Here is a 24,851-nt window from a genome sequence, read left to right as displayed (position 1 = left end):
GACGGCGAAGATGGAACTGTATCGGGTGCTGTAGCCACACAAGGATACGAATCTCTTGTCCTGGCACACCCATGAAAGTCGATCCCAACCTTGATGTGCAAAATCACCCGCAGTTGAATCAGCCGGCATCTACACGGTTCGAGAGCGGGCCGTCGTCGCAGATAAACGCCCCCATCGCTGACGATTTCAGTGAGATGTTCAGCCAGGAGGTCGCACGCAACGCCACGTCCTTGAGCGAGCGTCAACTGGGCTTGCGTACGCCTCCGGCCGAGCAGTTGGTCCAGCTCTATGAGCAACTGGGTCATCCGGCCCAGGCGAAAATGGCGACCATTGCCCGTAATGTCAGGGGGCAATTGCTGCTCCGCGCCGGCGTCGGCAAAATCATGCAGATCACCGGCAACGACCCGGCGCGGGCCTACGTGGTGCTCAAGCACGTGGCGCTCCAGGCGGATGCTGAGGGGCGTACTGCGGAGGCTAGCCTGGCACGCAGTTCCCTGACTGATCTGGAGAACCACTACCAGCCGCAGATCCAGGCGGGCCTGAATACGGCGATGGCGCTGCAGGCCGGCAGCGATGACCCACAGATGCGCCAGGCGGTGCGCAGCCTGTATTACACCAGCGTGGTCACGACCCAATCGCTGGCGACCCTGATGCAGTCGCTGCTGGGGCTGTATGGTGAAGGTGACTTCGAGACGGGGCTGAAGCTGATCCGCCGGGCCCTGGCCGATGATATTGCCGCGCAGACCTCGTCGGTCGATCGGGGCCAGTTGCGCACTTTGCTGTTGGGCCTGAACGACTGCAGCCGGCTGAGCGGCGTGCTCGCGCGCTGCAAGGAGCTGATCGGGCGCTCCCTGCTGTTGTACCCCGAACTGCATCTGGATCCGCTGGGTCTGTTGCAGCGCTTGCTGGGGTATGCGGCCAACGGTCTTACGCCCCACGAAATCAAGCACCTGGCCAGGGACCTGGGGGGGAGTGAGCTGTCTCACCAGTTGAGTTCCCTCGGCGCCTTTTTTCCCGAGCTCAAAGCCTTGCCCCTGGCCTGGTGGTGCGATGCAAGACGGCGCGAAGAGGCCGTGAACAGCTACAAGCAGGTGCTGCTTGAATACGCCATGCAGGAGCGAGGCGCGCGACATACCCACACGTGGCCAGGGCTCAAGGCATGAGTGCGTTGCGGGCAATCAACGGGGGGCTGTTGAAGGTTGCACAGCGCGCCGAGGTGCTGGGCGCGGTGGTTGTCATGGCCATTGTGTTTATCTTTATCGTGCCGTTGCCCACCTGGCTGGTGGATATCCTGATTGCGGTCAATATCTGTATTTCGTGCCTGCTGATCGTGTTGGCGTTGTACCTGCCGGGGCCGCTGGCCTTTTCCTCGTTTCCGTCGATCCTGCTGCTGACCACGATGTTTCGCCTGGCGTTGTCGATTGCCACCACGCGTCTGATCCTGCTGGAGCAGGACGCCGGTGACATTGTCGAGGCGTTCGGCAACTTTGTGGTGGGCGGCAACCTGGCGGTGGGGTTGGTGATCTTTATGATCCTGACCCTGGTGAACTTCCTGGTGATCACCAAGGGCTCGGAACGGGTTGCGGAAGTGGCCGCGCGTTTCAGCCTCGATGCCATGCCCGGCAAGCAAATGTCCATTGACAGTGACCTGCGTGCCGGCCTGATTGATGGCAACCAGGCCCGGGACAAGCGTGAGCAACTGTCCCGTGAAAGCCAGTTGTTCGGGGCCATGGACGGGGCGATGAAGTTCGTCAAGGGGGACGCTATCGCCGGGCTGATCATTGTGGTGATCAACTTGCTGGGCGGTTTTGCCACCGGCATGTTCCAGCATGGCATGAGCGCCGGCGACTCCATGGCGTTGTACTCGGTACTGACCATTGGTGACGGCTTGATCGCGCAGATCCCGGCCCTGCTGATCTCGCTGACGGCCGGCATGATCATCACCCGTGTGGCGCCGTCCGGTCGCAACAAAGGCAGCAACAACATGGGCGCCGAGATTGCCCGGCAAATGACCAGTGAGCCCAAGAGCTGGATGATCGCCTCGGTGGGCATGCTCGCGTTCGCGACGCTGCCGGGGATGCCCACGGTGGTGTTTATCCTTATTTCGCTGATGACCGGCAGCCTGGGTTATTACCTTACGCGCCAGCGTCAGCGTGAGCAGCAGGCGCAGGAACCGGTCGCCGATAGCCTCCCGCCGGAGCAGAACGGGGTGGAGGACTTGCGTGGTTTCGATCCGTCGCGGCCTTACCTGTTGCAGTTTCCGCCGGCCCTGCAGGATAGCCCGCTGGTCACTGAAGTGATCCACGGGGTGCGCCAGAGCCGCAATAGCCTGGTGACCCAGATTGGCTTGACGCTGCCGCCGTTTGAAGTCGAGTTTGCGCCTACGCTGGCCGACGATGAGTTTCGCTTCTGCGTGCATGAAGTGCCCATATTGAAGGCCACCCTAGGTCACTGGGTCGGCGTGGAGCTGGCGGCACTGTCGGCCGAGCCTGAAAGCGGCAGCAGGGGCCTGGTGGAGCGTGATGAACAGGACTGGGTCTGGTTCCCCCCCGATGACCCGGTGTTGGCGGACGAACACCTGGCGCGCTCGACGGCGTACAGCTTGCTCCAGGAGCGGATGACCCGGGCGATGTTGCTCAGTGGCCCGCAGTTTCTCGGGATTCAGGAGAGCAAGGCGATTCTCAGTTGGCTGGAGTTCAACCAGCCGGAGCTGGTGCAGGAGCTGCAGCGGATCATGCCGTTGTCGCGGTTTTCATCGGTGTTGCAGCGCCTGGCCGGTGAGGGCGTACCCCTACGGGCGGTGCGGCTGATTGTCGAGGCGCTGATCGAACACGGTCAGCATGAGCGTGAGCCGGATGCCCTGGCTGACTATGCACGCATAGCCCTCAAGTCGCAGATTCTCCACCAATACAGCGAAGTCGACGGTCTGCATGCCTGGCTGCTGTCGCCCCACACCGAAAACGTATTGCGCGATGCCCTGCGCCAGACCCAGACGGGGGTGTTCTTTTCCCTGGATCACGAAAGCAGTGCGGCGCTGGTCAGCCTGCTCAAGCAAGCCTTTGCCGTGCGCCCCAAGAGCAAGAGCGTGCTGCTGGTGGCTCAGGATTTGCGCAGCCCCTTGCGCACCCTGCTGTTGGAAGAGTTCAACCATGTGCCGGTTCTGTCGTTCGCCGAGCTGAGTGCTTCATCCAAGGTCAAGGTGCTGGGGCGTTTTGATCTGGCCCGGGACGATCTGATGCGCGAGGAGGTGGCATGAGGGCGCTAGTGAGTCTTGCGCGGGCCAATGTCGTTCCAGCGGTGATGAGGCTCGATGATGTTTGAATTGCGCGTGCTTGATGGTCTGCACCAGGGGGCTGCGCTGCCACTGTTTGGCGGGCAATGGCTGATTGGGGCCCACCCGGATGCTGATCTTTCGCTGTATGACGAAGGTATTGCCGAGCGGCATGTGCTGTTGCGTTGTATCGAGCAGCGCTGGTCGGTGCAGGCCGAAGAAGGGCTGGTGCGGGCCGGCGACGGTCGGCTTCTGGCGCAGATTGCCGACCTGGCACTGGGTAGTCCTTTTACGATTGGCAATGTTCGCCTGTGTGTCACCCTGGCCGACCAGCCTTGGCCGCAAGCAGCGACGCCTGCTGCCGATGCGCCCGCGCCCAGGCCGGCCGGCCAGGCGGTGCCGGCGTTAACGTTGTCCTCGATTTCCGGGCCGCAACAGAAGCGCATGCTCAGCCTGGTGCTGGTGATTGCCGTCATCATTACGGCGGTGGGCTTGGCCACCACGGGCGACCACGAGGCACAGGCATCGCTGATGCCGGTGAAAAGTCAAAAAAGCGAGCTGGACTCACCCTACGAAGTCCGCCAGCAACTGTTGAAAATGCTCAACGAGCGTGAGCTGGGTCATCGGATCCGCCTGCAGGTGATCAATGGCCAGGTGGCTCTGGACGGTGACGTTTCCCTGGACGAGGTGGGAGTGGTGTCGCGCATGCTCAGTCGTTTTGGCGAGCAGTTCGAGACCTCCGTGCCGGTGATCAGTCGGGTCAAAGAGCGCAGCGCCGTGTTCCCTTTCAAGATCCTGCAGATCGTTGGCGGGCCCAATGGGCATGTGGTCCTGGATGAAGGCAGTCGGCTGTTTGTCGGGGATGAAGTGGATGGCTTACGGCTGGTCCTGATTGATAACAGCAAGGTGGTGTTCGACGGCGTGCAGCGCTATGAGGTGCGCTGGTGAGTGGCGAGCTGCAGGCACGCCTGGAGGCCTGGCAGCAGGACCGATCGCAGGCCCTGGCCAATTTTGCGCCGGTCTCGGTACGTGGGCGTATTCAGCGGGTCAACGGCATGTTGCTGCAATGCCGCTTGCCCGACGCGCGTATTGGCGATTTGTGCCAGGTGGAAAAGTCCACGGGCGACTACATGCTGGCCGAGATTATCGGTTTCGATCAGCAGGATGCGGTGCTCAGTGCCCTGGGCAACCTGGAAGGCGTGCGCGTGGGGGCCAGTGTCGAGCAGTTGGGGGTTGCGCATCGGGTGCGGGTCGGCGATGACCTGTTGGGCCAGGTGTTGGACGGCTTTGGCCGCCCGATTACGGGGGAGGGGGCCAGTGCCTTTGTCGAAGCGCACGCCCACGATACCAGCCTGGTGTTGTGCGAGGCGCCGTTGCCCACCGAGCGGCCGCGGATCCACCGCGCATTGTCCACCGGGGTGCGTTCGATCGACGGCCTGCTGACCCTGGGTGAAGGCCAGCGCGTTGGCCTGTTCGCGGGGGCCGGCTGTGGCAAGACCACGTTGCTCGCGGAGATCGCCCGAAACGTCGACTGTGATGTGATTGTGTTCGGCCTGATTGGCGAGCGGGGCCGCGAGTTGCGCGAGTTTCTCGATCATGAACTGGATGAGCAACTGCGGGCCAAGGCGGTGCTGGTGTGTGCGACGTCCGACCGTTCAAGCATGGAGCGCGCCCGGGCTGCCTTCACCGCCACGGCACTGGCCGAAGGCTACCGACGCAAGGGCAAACGGGTCCTGTTGCTGATCGACTCCCTGACCCGTTTTGCCCGGGCCCAGCGCGAGATCGGCCTGGCTGCCGGCGAACCGCTGGGGCGTGGCGGCCTGCCGCCGTCGGTGTACAGCTTGCTGCCGCGTCTGGTAGAGCGCGCAGGGCTGACCCGCGAGGGGGTGATCACGGCGATCTATACGGTGCTGATCGAGCAGGACTCCATGAGCGATCCGGTGGCCGATGAAGTGCGCTCGCTGCTCGATGGCCATATCGTCTTGTCGCGCAAGCTGGCCGAGCGCGGCCACTACCCGGCGGTGGATGTGCTGGCCAGCCTGTCACGGATTTTGAGCAACGTCGCCGAGCCCGCGCATATCCAGGCCGGGACGGCACTGCGTCGCTTGTTGTCGGCGTACCAACAGATCGAGCTGATGCTCAAGCTGGGGGAATACCAGCCCGGCAACGATGCCCTGACGGACCTGGCCGTGGACAGCCGCCAGGCGGTGGATGGCTTCCTGCGCCAGGACTTGCGCGAGCCGGCACCGATGCCGATGACCCTCGATCAATTGATGAGCCTGACCACCCATGTCCCTTTCTGAACTCGACACCTTGCGGCGTCTGCGCAGGCATCGCGCCGACCGCGCCGAGCGCGCGTTGCGTGAGGCCAAGCGGCACCAGCAGGCCTTGTTGGCGCAAATCCAGCAGGCCCAGCAAGCCCTTGAGCAGACCCGCCTGGAGGAAATCCAGAAAACCGCAGAGCTGTTGGAGAAGCACCAGGGGCAGGTGCTCTCGCTGTCCCAGCTCAAGTCCTGGGGGACCCAGGAGCGCACTTTGTCCGCCGGAACCCGGCGCGAAGAAGGGCAGTTGCATGAGCTGCATGGCCGGCGTGAGGAGCAGGTGGTGCAGGTCGCCAGTGCGCAGCAACAGGTGAGCCAATGCCTTAAAGAGGTCGAGAAACTTCAGGAGTTGTCCGTTTTGTTGGCTCAGGAAGCAATACAGGAAGAAATATGACGCAAGTTCCAGCAAGCAAACCCGAACGCCCGCGTCTGCGTGAGCCTCGGGACGACAGGGAGCCGGTGATGGTGGGCGGCTTGGCCAGGGAGCTGGGGCAGTTGTTTACTCATCTGCTTGGCGACACCGACGAGAGCGCCGGTTACGGCCCATCGGCCACGGGTGCTGCGGCGTCCGCCGATATCTTGATGATTGAAGCCATGACCGGCCAGTTGCTCCCCCAGATCCGTGGGGGAGTGCAGTGGCCCCTGCAGGCGTTGCTGTATCTGCCGCGCCTGGGCCGGATCAATGCCAGTGTGCGTCGTGAACAGGGGGCCTGGAGCATAGAGTTGGCGGCAGAACAGGAGCTGACCGCCCGTTGGCTGGGGGGCGTGCGCCAGTGCTGCGAGGAGCGTTTGGCCGAAGGGTTGGGCCAGCCGGTCAATGTGCATCTGGTGCATGTGGGGACGGCATGATCTTGCCGACCTTGGTCATTCCATCGGTCAAAAGCGGCACGGTGGCGGCGAGGCTTCGTTTGGGGCGCGGCTTGCGCATGGGGTTTACGGTCCAGGACCAGCAGGGAGAGTTGCTGCTGGAACCCGGGCGCGCGCCCAGAAGCGCTGCCCCCCTGTATTTCGACAGTGCTTGCGGCCTGCTGGCCTTCAGCGAGCCGGGGCCGATGTTCAGCCTGCTGGGGGAGTGCCCGGTGACGCTGGCAGAGGCTGGCAATGATCCGGATTCCTGGTTCTGGGAGCTGTTCCAGCACCACTTGAGCCCTCAGGTGCGAGCGCTGTTCGGTTACCTGCGCCTTCGCACGCCTCCTGGAAAACTGAATTTCGGTTGCCGGCTTACGGTGACGCTGGGGCCCTCCAGGGTGGTGGGGTATCTGTTGCTGACCCCTGAAAGTCTGTTGGCGCTGTGCGAGGCGGGGCACTGGCAGCCGACGGCCCAGCCATTACCGGCCTCGTTTCAACTGGCGATTGCCGTGACGCTGGGGCGCTTGCAGCTACCCCTGACCCAGGTTCGCAGCCTGCGTGTCGGTGATGTGGTGATGCTGGAACAGGCCTTTTTCGATGTGCACGGCAATGGTCGGTTGCGGATGGGAAGGCATCGCGTGCATGGGCGCCTTGATGATGAATCGGGGTCTGTGTGCCTGACACTTATATCTATCGAGGAGACGTCTGTGGACGAGGATCTTTCAGCACAACATTACTCAGGGTATGACGAGCATGATCTTGATGAACCCGTGGTAGATGTTTTTGGCCATGAGCCTTTCGATGAGTTGAGCATGGCCTTGAATGTGCGCTGTGGGACCCTGAACCTGACCCTCGGGGAGCTGCGCAATCTGGCCCCCGGCGCGGTGTTGAGCATCGCGGGCTACGCCCCGGGCATGGCAGGGCTTTACTACGGCGATCGACCGATTGGTCAGGGCCAGTTGGTGGAGGTGGATGGACGCCTCGGCTTGCAGTTGTCCCGTGTGATTTTCGCGCGATGACTTTTCAGGGGATCGACCCCATTGTCCTGGCGTTGTTTCTCGCGGCATTGTCGTTGATGCCTATGTTGTTGATTGTCTGCACGGCCTTTCTGAAAATCGTCATTGTGCTGATGATCACCCGCAACGCGATTGGCGTGCAGCAGGTGCCGCCCAGCATGGCGTTGAACGGCATAGCGCTGGCGGCAACCCTGTTTGTCATGGCGCCCGTGGGATATGAAATGGCACAGAATGCCAAGCAATTCCCCGTGGACATGAGCAGCGTGCAGCGCCTGCAAGAAACGGGGCTAGAGGCGATAAAGCCGCTGCGCACCTTTATGAGCCGCAACACCGACCCGGACGTCCTGACCCATTTGGTGGAAAACACCGCGCGCATGTGGCCGCCGGAGATGGCGCAAAACGCCCATCGCGATGACCTGTTGCTGCTGATCCCGGCTTTTGTGCTTTCGCAGTTGCAGGCAGGGTTCGAGATCGGCTTCCTGATCTATGTGCCCTTTATCGTCATCGATCTGATTGTTTCCAACCTGTTACTGGCGCTGGGCATGCAGATGGTCTCACCCATGACCATTTCCTTACCCCTCAAGTTGTTGTTGTTCGTGCTGGTGTCCGGGTGGTCGCGCCTGCTCGACAGCTTGTTCTTTTCTTATCTCTGAGTGGCCTATGGAACCGATCCTACTCTTCAAGCAGGGCATGTTGCTGGTGGTGGTGCTATCGGCACCTCCGTTGATCGTGGCAGTGATCGTCGGCGTGATGACATCTCTGGTACAGGCCCTGATGCAGATACAGGACCAGACGCTGCCCTTTGGCATCAAGCTGGTGGCGGTTGGCATTACCCTGATCCTGACGGGGCGCTGGATTGGCGTGGAATTGATCCAACTGATCAACCTGATGTTCGACATGATCGCCCGTTCGGCCTTGAACTGAGGTACGACCGGTGCTGCCTTATCTCGACTTCTTGGCCAGCCTGGTGATCGCCATGGCACGCATCTACCCTTGCGCGTTCCTGGTGCCGGCCTTCTGTTTTCAACATATACGCGGTATGCCCCGGCATACCATTGTGATGGTCATGGCGTTTATGCCGGCGCCGATGATCCATGCTGCGCTGGCGGGCAACGAATACTCGGTGCTGATGCTCGGTGGGCTATTGCTCAAGGAAGTGGGCCTGGGGGTTTTGCTGGGTGTCTTGTTGTCCATGCCATTCTGGATGTTCGAGTCGGTAGGCGCGCTGCTGGATAACCAGCGTGGGGCCCTGGCGGGCGGGCAACTGAACCCCTCGCTCGGCCCGGACGCCACGCCCGTGGGGCATTTATTCAAGCAGGTGGTGATTTTCCTGTTGATTGCCACCCTTGGGCTGGGCGTATTGACCCAGGTTATCTGGGATAGCTACCTGATCTGGCCCGCCACGGATTGGCTGCCGGTGGTGGCCGTCAACGGTTTCAGCGTGTTCGTTGGGCTGCTTGGCGAAACCTTCACACACATGATGCTTTACGCTGCGCCTTTTATCGCGGTGCTGCTGTTACTGGAGTTCGGTTTCGCCTTACTCGGGTTGTACAGCCCGCAGTTGCAGGTCAGTACCCTGGCAATGCCGGCAAAGAGCCTGGCGGGACTGGCCTTTTTACTGCTGTATTTTCCATTGCTGCAAGATCTGATTGTAGGGCGCATGGGGCTGCTGGGCGACCTTAAGCATGCCCTTGGCCTGATGTTCCGGGGCGTGAACCAATGAGCGATTCCGGCGAGAAAAAACACGCGGCAACGCCCAAGAAGCTCAAGGACCAACGCAAGAAAGGCCAGGTTGCACAAAGCCAGGACGTGCCCAAGTTGCTGGTGCTCACCGCGATCAGCGAGATCGCGTTGCTCACCGCCGAAACCAGCATGCAGCGCTTCCAGCAGTTGATGGTGTTGCCGTTTTCGCGCTTGGACCAACCGTTTGTTCGCGCCCTGGAAGAAGTGTTGCTCGATGGCCTGGTCGTTTTTTTCTCGTTTGGTCTGTTGATGTGCGCGGTGGCGATCGCGACGAAACTGATCAGCAGTTGGATGCAGTTCGGCTTCCTGTTTGCCCCGGAAAGCCTGAAGCCGGATTTCAATCGCCTCAATCCGCTGAACCAGCTCAAGCAGATGTTTTCCGCCCAGTCGGTGATCAACCTGTTGATGGGGCTGGGCAAGGCATTGCTGCTCTCGCTGATTCTGTATGTGGTTATCACCCCCTCTTTGCAGGTGTTGATCAACCTGGCCACCAGCGATCTGCAAAGCTATATCGTGGCGCTGATCGCGTTGTTTCGTCACTTGCTGCATGCCTGCCTGGGGCTGCTGCTGGTGCTCGCGCTGATCGACCTGGCCATGCAGAAGCACTTCTTTGCCAAGCGCATGCGCATGACCCAGGTGGAGGTGGTCAAGGAGTACAAGGACATGGAGGGCGACCCCCACGTCAAGGGGCAGCGGCGTTCCCTGGCTTACCAGCTCGCCCAGGAAGAACCCAAGATCAAGCTACCCAAGCTGGAAGAGTCCGACATGCTGGTGGTCAACCCCACGCACTATGCCGTGGCGTTGTACTACCGCCCCGGCAAAACCCCGCTGCCGATGCTGGTGGACAAAGGCACGGATGCCCTGGCCCGTAAGTTGATTGAACGGGCCAAGTCCGCCGACGTGCCGGTGATCCAGTGTGTGTGGTTGGCGCGCATGCTGTATGAGCGCAAGCTGGGCGCGCCGATTCCCCGGGAGACCCTGCAGGCAGTGGCGCTGATCTATCGCACCTTGCGTGAACTGGGTGATGAAGCCAAGCGCCAGACCCTGGAGTTGCCGGAGCTTGCGCGCCGCTAGGGCGCGCGGTGTACATCCAGCGCTTCGAGCCGGGCCAGGGAAAGCATGCGGCTGAGGGTGTCAGCGGGCGAGTGGCCGCAGGAGGGCAGTGCATGCCAGATCACCAGGCTGCCCTTGGCATCGAGGAACACAAAGCACCCATCGAACGCCGTTGCGTGTTCAAAGCGCCGCTCCAGCACCCGTTCCAACTGGCCGACCTGCAACGCCTCAGGCGCAATCTGCAAGGCCAGGCCGGGTTGCGAGCCGGGATTCAAACGGCACAGGCCAATGCCCGGGTGCAGCGAGTGGTAAGCGACACGGCCGCTCACCAGGTTCTGCAGAAACTCCTGGTCATGCGAACCAGCGTCGGGTAATGGCATGACCGTCATCGCTCCAGGGAGATTGTCTGGTAATCCGAGCGCTCCCCCGAGGGGCCGTGTTCGACACGCATTTGCGGCGGCCACCACACCACCAGTTTGTCGGCGCTCGATTGGGGGCGGGAGCAGGAGTCGCCTCGACATGTCGGTGTACACCCCTCCATCAGCAGCGTCAGGCCGAGGAGGGTGATGCAGGCGATTCGCTGTTTCATGGCGCAGTTTTCCGTGTTGGGGTGAGCAGGGAGGGGCGGGTCACACCGATATGTTCATCCTTCACCACCGGGCGCATGGCGATGAATACCTCGGCCTCTTCACCCGGCTTGAGCCAGGCCCGCGGCCAGACACCGACGGCCAGGGTCTGGGAGTTGCTGCATTCCTTCTCATCGATGCGCACGTTGCGCTTGAACTGGTTACGCAGCACGACCACCGCCACGTTGAACTGCGGGCCGGTGTACCACTGGCTGCGTTCGGTATTGAGCGCCAGCAGATCACGGGTGCTGCACAAGGTGTTCAGGCCTAGCGGCATAGGCTCAGCCTTGAACGTGTGGGGCACTTGACCGGTGACCAGGTGTGCAAGGGCGCTGGTGATATCGCTGCGCTTGATCACGGGCTGATGCTCGGCATAGCGCCTGGCCAAGGGCTTGAGGGCGGCCTGCAGTTCCGCCTGGTCGTCCTGGGGCAAATAGCGCGACGGGTCCGCCTGGTCGCCGATCACCCGCGGGGTCAGGATAAACAGGCGTTCACGGCGGTTGTTCTTGCGCTCGGTGGAGGAGAACAGCGTCTTGCCCAGCAAGGGGATATCGCCCAGCACCGGCACTTTATTGCGTCTGTCGGCGCTTTCAGTGACATGGAAGCCGCCGACCACCAGCGAGCGTTTTTCCGCCATCACCGCCTGGGTGCTGACCTTGCCGCGGCGTACATCGGGGCCGATGCGTTCGGGGTTGGTTTCGTCGAAGTTGCCGTCTTCAATATCCACCGCCAGATGGACCTGATGGCTGCCGCGCGAGGTGATGACCCGTGGCACCACCTGGAAACTGGTGCCCACGGTGATGGGCAAGATGGTCGCGTTTTCGACGCCAGCGGTCAGGTACTGGGTGCGATTGAAGTCAATCACCGCCGGCTGGTTTTCCAGGGTCAGCACCGAAGGGTTGGACACCATGGTCGCCAGGCCCTTGGCCTCCAGGGCGCGGATATCGGCGTAGAAGCGGTCGCGGTTTTCAATCGACATCTGTGCGGAGGTACCCGGCGCCATGTTCATCCCGCCACGAAAGCGGCTGTTCTGGAAACCCCAGTTGACCCCGAACTCACGCAGCTGCGTGCGCTCGATATCGAGAATGATCGCGTCGATCTCCACCAGCTTGCGTGCCACATCGAGCTGGGCGATCAGCTCGCGGTACATTGCCTGGCGCTCTGGCAGGTCATAGATCAATACGGCGTTGTTACGCACATCCGCTTCAACGCGGATCCGGCCTCTTGCAACCGGGGCTCTGGTGGTGAGCGGCATGCCTGGATTCATCTGCCCGAGGGGAGCTGGCGCGCCGAGCATCTGGTCCAGCATCGGGTTGCTTAGGCGGGGCAGGATCGGGGTGACAGGCGAGGGCTGCGATGACGAGGCGGGACGTGAGGTCCTCGACGAAAGCACTGAGGTGTCCCGAGGTTCCAATAAGCCTCGCAACATGCTGGCAACCCCGGGGATGGCCAACTTTTCGCCACGATAATCAATCGGGCGGTCTGCTGCGTTGGCGAACTTCAGCGGGAACGTCAGCACACTCTGTTTTTCATCGGGAGATTTACGCTGGCTGCTGAAATGCTTGATCTGGTCGATATAACGCCTGGGGCCCGACACTAGCACCACACCATCGTCAGGTAATTCTCCCCAGCCGAAACGGCTATCGAGCAGGCCAATGTCGGTCAAGGCCTGCTTCAAGTCCGCCACGGTTTCGGAGGAGACTTCCAGGCGCGCGGACTCCTGTTGGTCCAGGGTGCTGATGTACAGCGTGTTGTTGTACATGTACCACTGGAAACGATGTTCTACTCCCAGCCTGTCGAGCAGTGACTGGGGGGTATCAGCGCGGATCTTGCCATTGACGTTGCCCTCCAGCAGGCCGTCGATCTGCAATTGCGTGCCAAAGGTCTGGGCGAAATCCTCCAGGACTTCTTGCACCGGCTTATGTTCGGCTTCATAGGCATACGCGGTGTTTTTCCATTCACTGGGGATAGCCGCGAGCGTACTTTGCAGGGGCATAAGCAACCAGGGTAACGCTAGCAGGCAGCGCCAATCGGCTATTTTTCGCGGACCTGCAGGCGAGACGGCGCGCAAGCGATTGCGCTTGTCGATCTTGTTATACATGGGGGAACTCTCTGATTAGTACGGCAGCGAGCGTAGTGACAGGGGCTTGTGTTTCAGGTTTGGCTTTGCGAGACGCTTGATCATTGCGCGCCAGGTGTCGCGCTGGTTGAGCAGCGTTTCGAGTGTGTTGCACAACAGTTCTGGACTGCACCCACTGATCAATTGTTGACGCAGCCAGAGCGCACCACTTTCCGGTGATTGGGCCAGCGCTCCTTGGAAGTGGTTCAGGCTGGCGCGTCCCAATCGCATCCAGTTTTGCAGGGTGGATTTGTCGGGCCGTTCCTGAGTCAGTTGCACACTTAACAGCAGCACTGGGCCAGAGCGCCGTAAGACAATCTCATCGTTGCCCTCCATCAGGCTGATGTGTTCAGTCTGGTCGTTCATCCAGCGGGCAATCAGCGCATCCACCTTACTGCACGCCGTCAGCGACTATTTTGAGAATGGTATGGCTGGCGCGAACGGCCTCGTTGTAGGCGATCAACGAGTAACGCTCCTGTTTCATCAACTCAGCGAACAAATACTCATCGAAATCTGTGTTGGCAAAATCTTCGTTTATATCGGCTGCCTTGTTTATGCTGCTCTGCAGTTGTCTGAGCAGGTTCTTTTTCACGTCGTGGTGGAAATCCATATATTTTTCTCCTGATGTGTCTGAGCTATGTGGTTCCCCTCAAATTTCAGTTCCATTTGTTTCGGTGTTTATTGATACATCTGTTCGGCAACGCTCCCTGACCCGTCAGGCACCTGGTGTTTGCACGTCACGGACCAGTACTGTTTCGCACAGGCTGGCCCAGTTGATACAGAAGTCCCCTTCCTCCGTTTCCAAGACCAGGGATTGAGGACGGACCCGGTCATCAGGACGTAGTGTCCAAAACGTGGCGTGCTGCCTGGAAAGACAGCGTTCTACCTCGGCACACTCAAGTGGGTGACAGAGGAGTGTTGCCTTGCCTGATGGAACTTGAGTCGCCAGTAATTGCTTGACCAAGGCGCTAAGGCGCTGTCCCACAGGTGCTTCTTCAAGCAGGCAGAGGATGGTCTGGTTGGCAATAGAGGTGGCATATTGCTCCAGGTTGTCGCACATAACGTGCTGTTGTTTTTCCCATTCCTTGAGTTGCGCATTGGCCCGCCGCCAGAACTCCAGTGTGAGCTTTTCAAGGGCTTTTTCCCGGTGTTCGGTTGCCTGGCGCAGCAGTTCCTTGGCTTGGACCTTGGCACGGCTCAACAATTGACTGGCCCTGCGGCAATCCGCCAGCATTTCCTGGGAAATCAGGGTTTGCGGTAATCCTGGAGCACCGGTGCACAACTCGATTTTACGTATGTTCAACATCATCCGTTCTCTGCTCAGTTTGATAAGTGAAGGATTGCTCGCTTGGCATGGTGGTTGCTCGCCAGACTATGGCCTGCCACAGCGTGTCCAGGCGGTTTCGAGCATCATTGAGTGCGGGTGTGTGCTCTTCAGGGGGGTGGGTCCGACGGCGCTCAAACCGCAATCGAAGGCGTTGCCAGATGGCTGGGGTTACCCAGGCACGTAGCAATTGCAGTGGGTCTTCTTTACCGGACAACAGCGTGTCTGGGCGTAGTGCCTTGGACAGGCGCTGACACCACTCGTATTGGTCTTGGCTCAACTGGCTATTGGTGGCGGGGCGACAAACGTTGTCCAGCAGCGCCAGCATGCTCTCGAGTTGCTCCTGGGGGGCCAGCGCCAAGCGAAGGATTGTGGAGTGGGGCGTGGGCGGCAGGCAGGGCTCGATACCCAGCCGGGTATTCACGAAAACGTGCCGTGGGTGGCACAGGGCGCTCTGTGCATGATATTCGTCGAAGTTGCCCCAGTCGCTGTGTGAAAACTTCCACGGGAAAGCCCACCATCGGGCCCACTCCAACTGCTCACTCATGGGCCGGGGTGGCCATGGTGAGTGTCTCACGCCGCAGGCGTTGACCACGCCTATGCCAGAACAGGGCGCCAGCCGGTACAAGTACTATGACGGCGGCTATCAACGCGAGGGTGCTGCGCCAAAAAACAAGGTCATCGCCCGGTATCAGAAACGGGCCGAAATAGCTCAGGCGTTGCTGCTCCTGGTAAGCCGTTGCGGGTACGAATACCACGGTCAGTTTTTGTGAGTTATCGACGGCCGTGGCCATGCCGGGAATGCTACTGGCGACCATCCGCCGGACGCGTCCGTGGATACTGTCAGGCTCCAGTCGCGGATCGTGTTTGATAAAGACCGAAGCGGATGCAGGTTGCACGGGTTCTCCAGGTGCAACGCGTTCTGGCAACACTACGTGGACCCGGGCGACAATCACCCCATCGATATTTGACAAGGTCGCCTCCAACTCCTGGGACAAGGCGTAGATGTAGCGGGCACGTTCCTCCAGTGGGGTGGAGATGACGCCTTCCTTGCGAAAGGTATCGCCCATTGTGGCGCGGGCCATCTTGGGCAAACCGACGGCATCAAGTGTACGCACTGCACGACTGATATCGGCGCTGTTCACTCGTACAACCACACCATCTTTGGCGGGGATTTTCTGGGCGCGTATGTGTTTGTCTGCCAGTTCCGCAATCACCTCATTGGCTTCCTGCTCGGAAAGCTGGCGATGGAGTTCGACACTGTCATTACACCCCGTGAGCACTAATGTCAGAGATAAAACCAACCCGGTGACCAGGAGACGAATCATGTTTACCTACTGCAGGTTGCTGATTTTTTCGATGAGCTGGGCACCCTTTGAGAGGCCCTTGACCAGCATCTGTGTTCCCAGCACCGTAGTGGACAGTTGGGTGGAGTAGCCGAGCGAGAAGTTTTCTCTCGTGCCGTTCCCCATCGCTTTCAGGGCTCTGCCCATATAGTTTGACGATTTGAGCAACTGGTTGGACATGTCCGTGAGGGCGTTCGGCGTAACCGTTGGGGCTACGGCTATTGCAGCTTGGCCTGAGTGCTCCAGGCTTGAGATGAAAAAGTTCACATCCTCGCTTTGGAACACAGGAGATGTAGCCATTGTGGAGGTTTTCAGGCGCTTTTCATCAGTTGATGAAAACGCCTGTAGCGCTTCTGTACGCATATAAAATCCCGAAGCCAGACAGTGAGGCTGCGTCCCCTGCCAGGAGGCAGGGGACGCAGTGGGTTATCGAATTGCTTCAATATTTTTTTTCTTTTCACTCAGCTTGAAGGATTCGTTACCTTCCTTCAGGGATTCACGCTGGATGGCTCTACGTTCTGCTTTCAGGTCTTCGTTATCTCCGCCGCCAAAACCCAGATTTGAAGAGCCGCCACTATTACTATTACCAACGCCACTGACACCCATATTTGTTTACTCCATGATCATTAACGTAAAAGGTGTTTGCTGACAGTGTTTCAAATGCCCCTTGACGTTGGGCAGTCAAAGCCTGTAGCCATTATCTATGTGGTTGCAAATAGCATGTCGTTCCAAAGCCTGTGGGAGGAGCTGTATCGAAATATGTCCTTGTTGAGCAGTCTTCATTCACTCCAGCGATATTCCCAGTTGCTTCATTCGATGGTAGAGCGTGCGTTTGGCGATATTCAGTTCGGTCGCCACACTGTCCACGTTATAAACATGGCGGCGTAGGGATTCTTCAATCAGAAGTTTCTCTATTTGCTGCAAGCGTTCTTTTAAGTTCAAATTATTGTCTTCGGCGCTCATTAAAGGCACTGAAGTTGGAGGCAGTCCCAGCACGAAACGCTTGGCGGTTGAGCGCAACTCTCGGACGTTACCGCGCCATGGGTGACACAGCAATTGTTGAATGAGGGTGCTGGGCGGTTGTGGAACCGGGCACTTAAAGTACTCTGCCTCTTGCCGGATCATGTTAAAAAATAACGGAATAATCCGCTCGGGGCGTTCACGTAAGGGGGGGAGGGTGATGTTGACGACATTCAGGCGAAAGTACAGGTCTCGTCTGAACGCACCTTGTTCCACCATGTCGTGCAGCGAATGTTGGGCTGAGGCTATGATGCGTATGTCCAGCGGGATAAACCGCGTAGAGCCCAGCCGCTCGACACCCCGAGCCTCCAGCACACGCAGCAACTTCGCTTGCAAAGTGAGTGGCATGCTATCGATTTCATCCAGGTATAAAGTGCCCAGATGGGCGGCTTCAATAAATCCTGCACGTGATTGTATGGCCCCGGTATAGGCGCCACTGTTGACTCCGAACAGTTGGCTTTCTGCAAGGCTTTCCGGTATCGCTGCGCAATTGATGGCAACAAAGTTACCTTTTCGATGAGATAAACGGTGCACACGTTGCGCCAGTGTATCTTTACCAGTGCCTGTTTCGCCCAACAGCAATATATCGATGTTCTGCGTGGCGGTATTGTGGATTGTGCTTTCGATATCCGGGCACTCGGTTAGCGATGTGTCAGTCTCGAACTCGTACTGATAGGAGGTCGACATATTGCTGTTGCTCCAATAATGTGTCGCTTCACTATTGTGGGACTAAAGTTTTTTATATGTTGGTAAGTAGATAGTAAAATTTCTGGATTGTCATCGTGGTTAAAAATGGTAAATGGCGGCTTTGTTGTGCGAAAGGCTTGGCGGCCTGGGGTTTTATATAAGTCAAGTGTCTGGTTGTGTGGATATGCTTATTCTCGGCAGGAATAGTCTACAAGTAGCTGTGAGTTTTCTGTTGAGAAGAATTTTTGTCTGCGGAGTGGAATATTTGTATTTGAATCTTTTGATTTATAAGGTAAGTGATTGTTTCGTTGTGATGGGTAACAGAAATCATCGCCCACAAAAAAGCCGATGCAGAGCATCGGCTTTTTGTTCTACCGCTTGGATCGTACAGCCAGCTTACACGTTGAAGCGGAAGTGCATCACATCGCCATCCTTGACGACATATTCCTTGCCTTCCAGGCGCCATTTACCGGCTTCCTTGGCCCCGGCTTCACCCTTGAACTGGATAAAGTCGTTGTAGGCGATCACTTCCGCGCGGATAAAGCCTTTTTCGAAGTCGGTGTGGATCACACCGGCAGCCTGTGGCGCGGTGGCGCCGACCTTGACGGTCCAGGCACGTACTTCTTCGACGCCGGCGGTGAAGTAGGTCTGCAGGTGCAGCATTTCGTAGCCCGCACGGATCACGCGGTTCAGGCCAGGCTCTTCCAGGCCCAGGGCCTCGAGGAACATGTCTTTCTCTTCGCCGTCTTCAAGTTCGGCGATTTCCGCTTCGATCTTGTTGCAGACCGGTACAACCATTGCGCCTTCTTCTTCGGCAATGGCCAGGACCACGTCGAGCAGCGGGTTGTTCTCGAAACCGTCTTCAGCCACGTTGGCGATGTACATCACAGGCTTGGTGGTCAGCAGGTGGAAGCCCTTGATCACGGCCTTTTCGTCGACGCTCATGTTCTTCATCAGGCTGCGTGCCGGCTTGCCCAGGGTGAAGTGTGCGATCAACTGCTCCAGCAGGGCCTTCTGGACCACTGCGTCCTTGTCGCCGCCCTTGGCGTTGCGCGTGACCTTTTGCAGTTGCTTCTCGCAGCTGTCGAGGTCGGCGAAGATCAGTTCCAGGTCGATGATCTCGATGTCGCGTTTCGGGTCGACGCTGTTGGAGACGTGAATCACGTTCTCGTCTTCAAAGCAGCGGACCACGTGGGCGATGGCATCGGTCTCACGGATGTTGGCGAGGAACTTGTTGCCCAGGCCTTCACCTTTCGACGCGCCAGCCACCAGGCCGGCGATGTCGACGAACTCCATGGTGGTCGGCAGGATGCGCTTGGGATTGACGATGGCCGCCAGGGCCTCCAGGCGCGGATCGGGCATTGGCACGATACCGGTGTTGGGTTCGATGGTGCAGAAGGGGAAGTTCTCCGCCGCAATACCGGACTTGGTCAGGGCGTTGAACAGGGTGGACTTGCCGACGTTAGGTAAGCCGACGATGCCGCAATTGAATCCCATGGTGTTTCCCCTCGCAAAAAAGTCAGGCCTTCTGGCTGTGCAGGTTTTTCATCGCACGGTTCCATTCACCGGCGAAGATATCCGGCAGCACGCCGAGGGCAAAGTCGATGCTGGCATCGAGTTTTTCCTGTTCGGCGCGTGGCGCACGACCCAGGACGAAATTTGAAACCATACTGGCAACGCCTGGGTGGCCAATGCCGAGCCGCAGACGGTAAAACGTATTCTGATTGCCCAACTGCGCAATGATGTCGCGCAGGCCATTATGACCGCCGTGGCCGCCGCCTTGCTTGAGCTTGGCAACGCCGGGTGGCAGGTCCAGTTCGTCATGGGCCACCAGGATTTCTTCGGGTTTGATCCGGAAGAAGCCCGCAAGCGCCGCGACAGCCTGGCCGCTGCGGTTCATGTAGGTGGTGGGAATCAGCAGACGAACATCCTGACCCTGATGCGAGAAGCGTCCGGTCAGGCCAAAATATTTGCGATCGACCACCAGATTGATGCCTTGGGCGTGGGCGATGCGCTCAACAAAAAGGGCCCCCGCGTTGTGCCGGGTCTGTTCGTATTCGGCGCCTGGATTTCCCAGGCCAACGATCAGTTTAATGGCAGTCACGACAGGGGCCCTTCCTTTGGAGTTGTGGATAACATCGCCGCAACCTCATTGCGGCGAAAGTGGACGACAGGAGCTCACTTATCCAGAGATAAACTTCGCGTTATCGCCCGCTTTCTCGCTACGTTTCGGTCCGCGATGTTTCCTCAAGCTCCGGCATTACAGAGTGAATTACTCTGCAGCGCCTTCTTCAGCTTCTGGAGCAACACGTGGAGCGTGGACGTTGGCAACAGCCTTGTCATCACCGTGAGCCAGAGCAACGAACTCAACGCCTTTAGGGGCCTTGAGGTCGGACAGGTGAACGATGTCACCGATTTCCAGAGCCGACAGGTCGACTTCGATGAACTCAGGCAGGTCTTTAGGCAGGCAGGTCACTTCGATCTCGGCGATAAGGTGCGAGACTTCGCCGCCTTTCTTGACCGGAGCTTCTTCACCAACAAAGTGCACAGGTACGATAGCGGTCAGTTTCTGACCTGCTACGACGCGTACGAAGTCAGCGTGCAGCACGTGACCTTTAGCTGGGTGACGTTGCAGGGCCTTGATGATGACGTTCTGCTTTTTGCCGCCAACGTTCAGCTCGATGATGTGGCTGTAGGCCGCATCGTTTTCGAGCAGTTTGGCAATTTCTTTAGCCAGCATGCTGATGGACTCAGGGGCTTTTTCGCCACCGTAGACTACAGCTGGAACCAGGCTTGCGAGACGACGCAGGCGGCGGCTCGCACCTTTCCCCAGGTCGGAACGCAGTTCAGCATTCAAAGTAAAATCGTTCATGTTGTATCTCCAAAATAACCACATTCGCCCCAGCGTTTGCGACCAGCGCTAAAGGCGATATGGGCAAAAAAGCCCCGCCCCAGCATTGTGCTGGGGCGGGGCGCTTTTCGTCAGGTTGATGCCGCCAGGGTTTGACCCTTAGCGGAACATCGCGCTGATCGATTCTTCATTGCTGATACGGCGAACCGCCTCAGCAACAACCGGTGCGATATCCAGTTGACGGATACGTGCACAGGCTTGAGCAGCAGCGGACAACGGGATGGTGTTAGTCACCACCAGTTCGTCCAGCACAGAGTTCTCGATGTTCTCGATCGCTCGGCCCGACAGCACAGGGTGTGTGCAGTAGGCGAAGACTTTAGCCGCACCGTGCTCTTTCAAGGCTTTTGCCGCGTGGCACAAGGTGCCGGCGGTATCAACCATGTCATCGACCAGAATACAGGTACGCCCTTCGACATCACCGATGATATGCATCACTTCAGAGTGATTGGCTTTCTCGCGGCGTTTGTCGATGATCCCGAGGTCCACGCCCAGGGATTTGGCAACAGCCCGTGCACGCACGACGCCACCAATGTCCGGGGACACGATCATCAGGTTTTCAAAGCGCTGGTCTTCGATGTCATCCACCAGAACGGGGGAGCCGTAGATGTTATCTACCGGAATATCGAAGAACCCCTGGATTTGGTCAGCGTGCAGGTCAACCGTGAGAACACGGTCGATACCTACCACGGTCAGCATGTCAGCGACGACTTTCGCGCTGATAGCCACACGTGCGGAACGCGGACGGCGATCCTGACGGGCATAACCAAAGTAAGGGATTACAGCTGTGATTCGAGTCGCTGAGGAGCGGCGGAAGGCATCAGCCATCACGACGAGTTCCATCAGGTTATCGTTGGTCGGAGCGCAAGTCGGCTGAATAATGAAAACATCTTTACCGCGGACATTTTCATTGATCTCGGCTGTAATTTCGCCGTCGGAAAACTTACCGACAGAGATGTCACCGAGAGGGATATGCAGCTGACGTACGACACGTCGAGCCAGATCGGGGTTAGCGTTCCCCGTAAAGACCATCATCTTGGACACGCGCAGTACCTAGAGGCTGAGGGTAACCTGGATGAGTATAGAAAATGGCAGGGGCGGCTGGATTCGAACCAACGCATGGCAGGATCAAAACCTGCTGCCTTACCGCTTGGCGACGCCCCTGTATCTGTTGCAACGAGTACCCAGTACTCGGTTCCTTTAGAGCAGACTTTGCAGCTTGCGATGCAACATCGAAACGTTGCTTCCCTTTGCTACAAACCCTGTAAGGGTCTCTGTAAGAAGGGCCGAGACTTTATCAGCTTCAGCTTTGCTTGGGAAGCCCCCAAACACACAACTTCCAGTTCCGGTGAGTTTTGCTTCGGTAAATTTACCTAACAAATTCAATGCGTTACGTACATCTGGATAACGCCTTGCTACCACCGGTAAGCAGTCATTTCGACTGTTTCCCTTGGGAACGGGGCGCACTTTAATGGGAGAAGAGTTACGTGTCAACAACGGATCTGAAAAAATTTCTGCTGTACTTACAGATACTTGCGGAACAAGCACGACATACCACGGCTCTTCGGGGTCTACAGGGGTGAGTTTTTCCCCTACACCCTCAGCAAATGCGGCGTGTCCACGCACAAAAACCGGGACGTCGGCGCCCAAGGTCAGGCCCAGTGCGGCCAGGCGATCTTCATCCCAGCCAAGCTGCCACAAGTGATTGAGGCCGAGCAGGGTGGTCGCGGCATTCGAGCTGCCACCACCGATACCGCCACCCATAGGCAGGATTTTGTCGATCCAGATATCAATGCCCAGCGGGCAACCGGATTGTTCCTGAAGTTTTTTTGCGGCCTTCACGATCAGATTGCTGTCATGGGGCACGTCGGCAAATTCGGTGTGCAGCTGAATCACGCCATCGTCGCGCACGGCGAAGGTCATCTCATCGCCATAATCGAGAAATTGAAACAGCGTCTGCAGCTCGTGGTAACCGTCTTCACGACGTCCGAGGATGTGCAGCATCAGATTGAGCTTGGCCGGGGAGGGCAGGGTCAGGCGTTCGCTCATGTCACTGCCCCAGCTTGCGTGGTTGCCAGTCCTTGATCACCAGCGTGACGTCAAGGTTGGAGCCGTGCAGCTTGATGCGTTCGGGCAGCCAGTAGCCGCTTTGTTCCACATAGCTGAGGTATTCGACCCGCCAGCCATCCTGCTCCAGGGTGGCCAGGCGGCTGTCGCCATTGAGGCTCAGACGGCTCTTGCTCTCGGGCGCGGGCAGGCCGCGAACCCACCAGACCAAATGGGAGACCGGCAGCTTCCAGCCGACCTGCTCTTCAAGCAAGGCTTCCGGCGATGGCGCTTCGTAGCGGCCCTGGTTGGCCACTTCCAGGCTCACTTGCCCCGGTCGACCGGTCAGGCGCGCAGCACCGCGACCCAGGGGGCCAGAAAGGCGGATGTCGTAATAGTCCTGGCGTTGCAGCCAGAACAAGGTGCCGCTGCCCGAATCCTTCGGTGCGCGAACCCCGATCTTGCCTTCGATCTGCCAGCCATCAATGCTGCTGAGCTGATCCTTATGCTGTCGCCACTGTGCCGGGTTGCCCTGGCCTTCGACGGACTCACGGGCACCGAAGCCCGCACAACCGGCGAGCAGGGCGATAAAACTGAAAACGATGGCGTGGCGCAAAAACATAGAATTAAAGAGTCTCGGATCCGGTCAGGCGCTTGATGGTGCTGCGCAGGATAGGGCTGTCGGGTTGTTCCTTGAGGAACTTGCCCCAGATTTGTCGGGCTTCGCGTTGTTTGCCCTGGGCCCAGAGCACTTCGCCCAGGTGCGCGGCGACTTCCTGGTCGGGGAATCGCTCCAGGGCCTGGCGCAGCAGGCGTTCGGCTTCATCGATGTTGCCCAGGCGGTAATTCACCCAGCCCAGGCTGTCGAGCACTGCCGGGTCTTCCGGGTTGAGCTGGTGCGCCTGTTCGATCAGAGCCTTGGCCTCGGCATAGCGCGTCGTACGGTCTGACAAGGTGTAACCCAGGGCGTTCAGTGCCATGGCATTGTCCGGGTCGCGCTTGATGATCAGGCGCAGGTCTTTTTCCATCTGCGCCAGGTCGTTGCGTTTTTCGGCCAGCATGGCGCGGGTGTACAGCAGGTTCAGGTCGTCGGGGTATTGCAGCAGGGCCTGGGCGAGGATTTTCCACGCGCGCTCCCCCTGATTGTTGGCCGACAAGGTTTCGGCCTGGATCAGATACAGCTGGATGGCGTAGTCCGGCTCGGCATCGCGGGCGGCGGCCAGGCGTTTTTCGGCTTCGTCGGTGCGGCCGTTATTCATCAGGATATCGGCCTGGCGCAGTTGTGCCGGCAGATAGTCATTGCCGGGGCCGACCTGGGCGTACTCGATCAGCGCGCCTTGCGGGTCATCCCGTTCTTCGGCGATGCGCCCCAGGTTCAGGTGGGCCGAATCGACATGGCTTTCCCGCGCGATCAGGTCTTCCAGGTAGCCCTTGGCCTCTTCCCAGGCCTTGGCTTCCAGGCAGACCAGCGCCAGGGAATAACGCAATTCGTCATCGTCCGGGTATTGCTGGACCAGGCTGGCGAACTCCACCTTGGCGTCTTCCATGCGGTCCTGTTCTACCAGCATGCGCGCATAAGTCAGGCGCAGACGCTTGTCGTCCGGATACTTCTTGATGCTTTTTTGCAGCAGCGGCAAGGCTTCCTTACCGCGGTTGAGGCTTTGCAGCAGGCGCGCGCGCAGCAGCAGCGGGGCGATCTCACCTTCTTCCGGCGGGTTTTGCTCCAGCAGCTTGAGGGCCGCTTGCGGTTCGTCATCCTGTTGCAGCAGCAGCGCCTTGCCAAATACCAGTTGGCCATTGCTCGGGTGCTTTTGCAGCAGGCGGTCGAAACTCTTCATCAGGCCATCGCGGGTGTCCTGGTCGGTGTCGGCAGCAGACAGGGCGAGGAAGTCGAAATGGGTATCGCCCTTGCCCTGCAAGACTTTCTCCATATAAACCATGGAGTCGTCGTAGCGTCCGGCACGTGCCAGCTGGATTGCCGCAGCGCGTTGGGCTTCGAGGTCGTCCGGGGCGTTTTTCGCCCAGATCAGTGCGGTGTCCAGGGCGGCCTGGTCGGCGCCCAGGTATTCGGCGATGCGAAACGCGCGCTCGGAAATTCCCGGGTCCTGGGTGTTGATGGCCTGGGTCACGTAGTTATCCAGGGCAATGTCGAAACGATTGCGCTGGCCGGCCAGCTCCGCGCTCAGCAGGCTGAACACCGTTTCTTCGCTGAACGAGGAATAAACCTTGGGCTTTTCAGGGGCGGGGGTGTTGTCTTCCACCGGCGCAGGACTCTGCGGCGATACGGGGGCCATGGACTGGCAGCCGCCTAGGAAGGCAAGGGCAAGGAGCAACGCGGAAGATCTATTCATATAGGAAGAGGACGACTAACCTGCGGTCGGATCATCATGACACAAGCCCTCGGCCAAACATAACCGAGTCTCAATTGGCGCCTTTATAGGCATAGGGCATTAGGACAATAGACGACGGTGGTTGTTCTGAATCAGTCGAAGTAGGACAATTGTCGGCTTCTCGACATCATC

29 protein-coding genes and 1 tRNA gene are annotated in these 24,851 nt (G+C 58.9%); 11 read left to right on the top strand and 19 right to left on the bottom strand.

Annotated elements, in window-relative coordinates; genetic code table 11:
• Nucleotides 1-71: 71 nt before the first annotated feature.
• The 11 genes from sctW to sctU are packed head-to-tail and all read left to right on the top strand — an operon-like array spanning nt 72 to nt 10,274.
• On the top strand, nt 72-1,163 hold the full coding sequence (gene sctW / locus HBO24_RS21095) for a type III secretion system gatekeeper subunit SctW (protein ID WP_170044874.1): 1,092 nt from the start codon (nt 72-74) through the stop codon (nt 1,161-1,163).
• Entirely contained in the window at nt 1,160-3,256 is a 2,097-nt protein-coding gene (sctV, locus tag HBO24_RS21090; protein ID WP_170060229.1) for a type III secretion system export apparatus subunit SctV, read from the top strand. Before sctW ends, sctV begins: the two co-directional genes overlap by 4 nt.
• A gap of 57 nt (nt 3,257-3,313) precedes the next feature.
• A complete protein-coding gene (locus HBO24_RS21085) occupies nt 3,314-4,219 on the top strand; it encodes an FHA domain-containing protein (protein WP_164844827.1) in 906 nt (301 codons plus the stop codon).
• Nucleotides 4,216-5,574, top strand: coding sequence for a FliI/YscN family ATPase (locus HBO24_RS21080; protein WP_057958280.1), 1,359 nt, complete (start codon nt 4,216-4,218; stop codon nt 5,572-5,574). Before HBO24_RS21085 ends, HBO24_RS21080 begins: the two co-directional genes overlap by 4 nt.
• Nucleotides 5,561-5,986, top strand: a complete 426-nt coding sequence (locus HBO24_RS21075; protein ID WP_057958281.1) for a YscO family type III secretion system apparatus protein — start codon at nt 5,561-5,563, stop codon at nt 5,984-5,986. The genes HBO24_RS21080 and HBO24_RS21075 overlap by 14 nt, the downstream gene beginning before the upstream one ends.
• Nucleotides 5,983-6,441 carry a type III secretion system HrpP C-terminal domain-containing protein gene (locus HBO24_RS21070; RefSeq protein WP_057958282.1) on the top strand — a complete coding sequence of 153 codons (459 nt, stop codon included), beginning with the start codon at nt 5,983-5,985 and terminating at the stop codon, nt 6,439-6,441. The genes HBO24_RS21075 and HBO24_RS21070 overlap by 4 nt, the downstream gene beginning before the upstream one ends.
• Entirely contained in the window at nt 6,438-7,460 is a 1,023-nt protein-coding gene (locus tag HBO24_RS21065; RefSeq protein ID WP_115127422.1) for a FliM/FliN family flagellar motor switch protein, read from the top strand. The genes HBO24_RS21070 and HBO24_RS21065 overlap by 4 nt, the downstream gene beginning before the upstream one ends.
• Nucleotides 7,457-8,110: a type III secretion system export apparatus subunit SctR gene (gene sctR / locus HBO24_RS21060; protein ID WP_057958284.1), complete on the top strand. Its 654-nt coding sequence runs from the start codon at nt 7,457-7,459 to the stop codon at nt 8,108-8,110. Before HBO24_RS21065 ends, sctR begins: the two co-directional genes overlap by 4 nt.
• A 7-nt stretch (nt 8,111-8,117) precedes the next feature.
• Nucleotides 8,118-8,381 (top strand): type III secretion system export apparatus subunit SctS, encoded by a 264-nt coding sequence (gene sctS / locus HBO24_RS21055; protein WP_057958285.1) that lies wholly within the window; start codon nt 8,118-8,120, stop codon nt 8,379-8,381.
• Between the two features lie 10 nt (nt 8,382-8,391).
• Nucleotides 8,392-9,180, top strand: a complete 789-nt coding sequence (gene sctT, locus HBO24_RS21050; protein WP_170044867.1) for a type III secretion system export apparatus subunit SctT — start codon at nt 8,392-8,394, stop codon at nt 9,178-9,180.
• Nucleotides 9,177-10,274, top strand: coding sequence for a type III secretion system export apparatus subunit SctU (gene sctU, locus HBO24_RS21045; RefSeq protein ID WP_170060228.1), 1,098 nt, complete (start codon nt 9,177-9,179; stop codon nt 10,272-10,274). The genes sctT and sctU overlap by 4 nt, the downstream gene beginning before the upstream one ends.
• Here sctU and HBO24_RS21040 read toward each other — a convergent pair.
• The 19 genes from HBO24_RS21040 to HBO24_RS20950 all read right to left on the bottom strand — a co-directional run bounded on the left by HBO24_RS21040 (nt 10,271) and on the right by HBO24_RS20950 (nt 24,680).
• Nucleotides 10,271-10,642, bottom strand: a complete 372-nt coding sequence (locus HBO24_RS21040; protein WP_057958288.1) for a hypothetical protein — start codon at nt 10,640-10,642, stop codon at nt 10,271-10,273. The genes sctU and HBO24_RS21040 overlap by 4 nt on opposite strands.
• A complete protein-coding gene (gene hrpT / locus HBO24_RS21035; RefSeq protein ID WP_170060227.1) occupies nt 10,639-10,842 on the bottom strand; it encodes an HrpT family type III secretion system protein in 204 nt (67 codons plus the stop codon). Before hrpT ends, HBO24_RS21040 begins: the two co-directional genes overlap by 4 nt.
• Nucleotides 10,839-12,980: a type III secretion system outer membrane ring subunit SctC gene (sctC, locus tag HBO24_RS21030; RefSeq protein ID WP_170060226.1), complete on the bottom strand. Its 2,142-nt coding sequence runs from the start codon at nt 12,978-12,980 to the stop codon at nt 10,839-10,841. Before sctC ends, hrpT begins: the two co-directional genes overlap by 4 nt.
• Nucleotides 12,981-12,995: 15 nt before the next feature.
• Nucleotides 12,996-13,388, bottom strand: a complete 393-nt coding sequence (locus HBO24_RS21025; protein WP_115127427.1) for a type III secretion protein — start codon at nt 13,386-13,388, stop codon at nt 12,996-12,998.
• Between the two features lies 1 nt (nt 13,389).
• Nucleotides 13,390-13,608: a hypothetical protein gene (locus tag HBO24_RS21020; protein ID WP_057958291.1), complete on the bottom strand. Its 219-nt coding sequence runs from the start codon at nt 13,606-13,608 to the stop codon at nt 13,390-13,392.
• 105 nt (nt 13,609-13,713) lie between these two features.
• Nucleotides 13,714-14,304, bottom strand: coding sequence for a type III secretion system stator protein SctL (gene sctL / locus HBO24_RS21015; RefSeq protein WP_170060225.1), 591 nt, complete (start codon nt 14,302-14,304; stop codon nt 13,714-13,716).
• The gene (locus HBO24_RS21010; protein ID WP_170060224.1) at nt 14,288-14,869 is read right to left on the bottom strand and encodes a type III secretion protein; all 582 of its coding nucleotides are present in this window, start codon (nt 14,867-14,869) and stop codon (nt 14,288-14,290) included. Before HBO24_RS21010 ends, sctL begins: the two co-directional genes overlap by 17 nt.
• Nucleotides 14,862-15,650 (bottom strand): type III secretion inner membrane ring lipoprotein SctJ, encoded by a 789-nt coding sequence (gene sctJ / locus HBO24_RS21005; RefSeq protein WP_170060223.1) that lies wholly within the window; start codon nt 15,648-15,650, stop codon nt 14,862-14,864. The genes HBO24_RS21010 and sctJ overlap by 8 nt, the downstream gene beginning before the upstream one ends.
• Before the next feature lie 6 nt (nt 15,651-15,656).
• On the bottom strand, nt 15,657-16,031 hold the full coding sequence (locus tag HBO24_RS21000) for a hypothetical protein (RefSeq protein ID WP_057958294.1): 375 nt from the start codon (nt 16,029-16,031) through the stop codon (nt 15,657-15,659).
• 63 nt (nt 16,032-16,094) lie between these two features.
• Nucleotides 16,095-16,274, bottom strand: coding sequence for a hypothetical protein (locus HBO24_RS20995; protein ID WP_057437734.1), 180 nt, complete (start codon nt 16,272-16,274; stop codon nt 16,095-16,097).
• Between the two features lie 177 nt (nt 16,275-16,451).
• Nucleotides 16,452-17,375, bottom strand: a complete 924-nt coding sequence (locus HBO24_RS20990; RefSeq protein WP_170044863.1) for a sigma 54-interacting transcriptional regulator — start codon at nt 17,373-17,375, stop codon at nt 16,452-16,454.
• Nucleotides 17,376-17,771: 396 nt separating this feature from the next.
• Complete coding sequence (gene ychF / locus HBO24_RS20985; protein ID WP_057437736.1) at nt 17,772-18,872, bottom strand: redox-regulated ATPase YchF; 1,101 nt, start codon at nt 18,870-18,872, stop codon at nt 17,772-17,774.
• 22 nt (nt 18,873-18,894) lie between these two features.
• Nucleotides 18,895-19,479, bottom strand: a complete 585-nt coding sequence (gene pth, locus HBO24_RS20980; protein WP_170060222.1) for an aminoacyl-tRNA hydrolase — start codon at nt 19,477-19,479, stop codon at nt 18,895-18,897.
• 168 nt (nt 19,480-19,647) lie between these two features.
• Nucleotides 19,648-20,247, bottom strand: coding sequence for a 50S ribosomal protein L25/general stress protein Ctc (locus HBO24_RS20975; RefSeq protein ID WP_115127431.1), 600 nt, complete (start codon nt 20,245-20,247; stop codon nt 19,648-19,650).
• Nucleotides 20,248-20,385: 138 nt separating this feature from the next.
• Complete coding sequence (locus HBO24_RS20970; protein WP_003171603.1) at nt 20,386-21,327, bottom strand: ribose-phosphate pyrophosphokinase; 942 nt, start codon at nt 21,325-21,327, stop codon at nt 20,386-20,388.
• Nucleotides 21,328-21,372: 45 nt separating this feature from the next.
• A tRNA-Gln gene (locus tag HBO24_RS20965) sits at nt 21,373-21,447 on the bottom strand.
• A 36-nt stretch (nt 21,448-21,483) separates the two neighbouring features.
• A complete protein-coding gene (ispE, locus tag HBO24_RS20960) occupies nt 21,484-22,332 on the bottom strand; it encodes a 4-(cytidine 5'-diphospho)-2-C-methyl-D-erythritol kinase (protein ID WP_115127432.1) in 849 nt (282 codons plus the stop codon).
• Between the two features lies 1 nt (nt 22,333).
• Nucleotides 22,334-22,951, bottom strand: a complete 618-nt coding sequence (lolB, locus tag HBO24_RS20955; RefSeq protein WP_057437742.1) for a lipoprotein insertase outer membrane protein LolB — start codon at nt 22,949-22,951, stop codon at nt 22,334-22,336.
• Nucleotides 22,952-22,955: 4 nt separating this feature from the next.
• A complete protein-coding gene (locus HBO24_RS20950; protein WP_170060221.1) occupies nt 22,956-24,680 on the bottom strand; it encodes a tetratricopeptide repeat protein in 1,725 nt (574 codons plus the stop codon).
• Nucleotides 24,681-24,851 lie beyond the last annotated feature (171 nt).

This window comes from Pseudomonas sp. WS 5410 (assembly GCF_012985645.1).
Classification (GTDB): domain Bacteria; phylum Pseudomonadota; class Gammaproteobacteria; order Pseudomonadales; family Pseudomonadaceae; genus Aquipseudomonas; species Aquipseudomonas shahriarae.
Note: the sequence above shows the minus strand (reverse complement) of the source record. Positions and strands in the feature narration are given on the sequence as shown.

Excerpts from the sequence above, each read along its gene's own strand:
- sctW (WP_170044874.1), top strand. The coding sequence starts at position 72 with ATGAAAGTCGATCCCAACCTTGATGTGCAAAATCACCCGCAGTTGAAT.
- sctV (WP_170060229.1), top strand. The coding sequence starts at position 1,160 with ATGAGTGCGTTGCGGGCAATCAACGGGGGGCTGTTGAAGGTTGCACAG.
- HBO24_RS21085 (WP_164844827.1), top strand. The coding sequence starts at position 3,314 with ATGTTTGAATTGCGCGTGCTTGATGGTCTGCACCAGGGGGCTGCGCTG.
- HBO24_RS21075 (WP_057958281.1), top strand. The coding sequence starts at position 5,561 with ATGTCCCTTTCTGAACTCGACACCTTGCGGCGTCTGCGCAGGCATCGC.
- HBO24_RS21070 (WP_057958282.1), top strand. The coding sequence starts at position 5,983 with ATGACGCAAGTTCCAGCAAGCAAACCCGAACGCCCGCGTCTGCGTGAG.
- HBO24_RS21065 (WP_115127422.1), top strand. The coding sequence starts at position 6,438 with ATGATCTTGCCGACCTTGGTCATTCCATCGGTCAAAAGCGGCACGGTG.
- sctR (WP_057958284.1), top strand. The coding sequence starts at position 7,457 with ATGACTTTTCAGGGGATCGACCCCATTGTCCTGGCGTTGTTTCTCGCG.
- sctS (WP_057958285.1), top strand. The coding sequence starts at position 8,118 with ATGGAACCGATCCTACTCTTCAAGCAGGGCATGTTGCTGGTGGTGGTG.
- sctU (WP_170060228.1), top strand. The coding sequence starts at position 9,177 with ATGAGCGATTCCGGCGAGAAAAAACACGCGGCAACGCCCAAGAAGCTC.
- HBO24_RS21040 (WP_057958288.1), bottom strand. The coding sequence starts at position 10,642 with ATGACGGTCATGCCATTACCCGACGCTGGTTCGCATGACCAGGAGTTT.
- hrpT (WP_170060227.1), bottom strand. The coding sequence starts at position 10,842 with ATGAAACAGCGAATCGCCTGCATCACCCTCCTCGGCCTGACGCTGCTG.
- sctC (WP_170060226.1), bottom strand. The coding sequence starts at position 12,980 with ATGTATAACAAGATCGACAAGCGCAATCGCTTGCGCGCCGTCTCGCCT.
- HBO24_RS21020 (WP_057958291.1), bottom strand. The coding sequence starts at position 13,608 with ATGGATTTCCACCACGACGTGAAAAAGAACCTGCTCAGACAACTGCAG.
- sctL (WP_170060225.1), bottom strand. The coding sequence starts at position 14,304 with ATGTTGAACATACGTAAAATCGAGTTGTGCACCGGTGCTCCAGGATTA.
- HBO24_RS21010 (WP_170060224.1), bottom strand. The coding sequence starts at position 14,869 with ATGAGTGAGCAGTTGGAGTGGGCCCGATGGTGGGCTTTCCCGTGGAAG.
- sctJ (WP_170060223.1), bottom strand. The coding sequence starts at position 15,650 with ATGATTCGTCTCCTGGTCACCGGGTTGGTTTTATCTCTGACATTAGTG.
- HBO24_RS21000 (WP_057958294.1), bottom strand. The coding sequence starts at position 16,031 with ATGCGTACAGAAGCGCTACAGGCGTTTTCATCAACTGATGAAAAGCGC.
- HBO24_RS20995 (WP_057437734.1), bottom strand. The coding sequence starts at position 16,274 with ATGGGTGTCAGTGGCGTTGGTAATAGTAATAGTGGCGGCTCTTCAAAT.
- HBO24_RS20990 (WP_170044863.1), bottom strand. The coding sequence starts at position 17,375 with ATGTCGACCTCCTATCAGTACGAGTTCGAGACTGACACATCGCTAACC.
- ychF (WP_057437736.1), bottom strand. The coding sequence starts at position 18,872 with ATGGGATTCAATTGCGGCATCGTCGGCTTACCTAACGTCGGCAAGTCC.
- HBO24_RS20975 (WP_115127431.1), bottom strand. The coding sequence starts at position 20,247 with ATGAACGATTTTACTTTGAATGCTGAACTGCGTTCCGACCTGGGGAAA.
- ispE (WP_115127432.1), bottom strand. The coding sequence starts at position 22,332 with ATGAGCGAACGCCTGACCCTGCCCTCCCCGGCCAAGCTCAATCTGATG.
- lolB (WP_057437742.1), bottom strand. The coding sequence starts at position 22,951 with ATGTTTTTGCGCCACGCCATCGTTTTCAGTTTTATCGCCCTGCTCGCC.
- HBO24_RS20950 (WP_170060221.1), bottom strand. The coding sequence starts at position 24,680 with ATGAATAGATCTTCCGCGTTGCTCCTTGCCCTTGCCTTCCTAGGCGGC.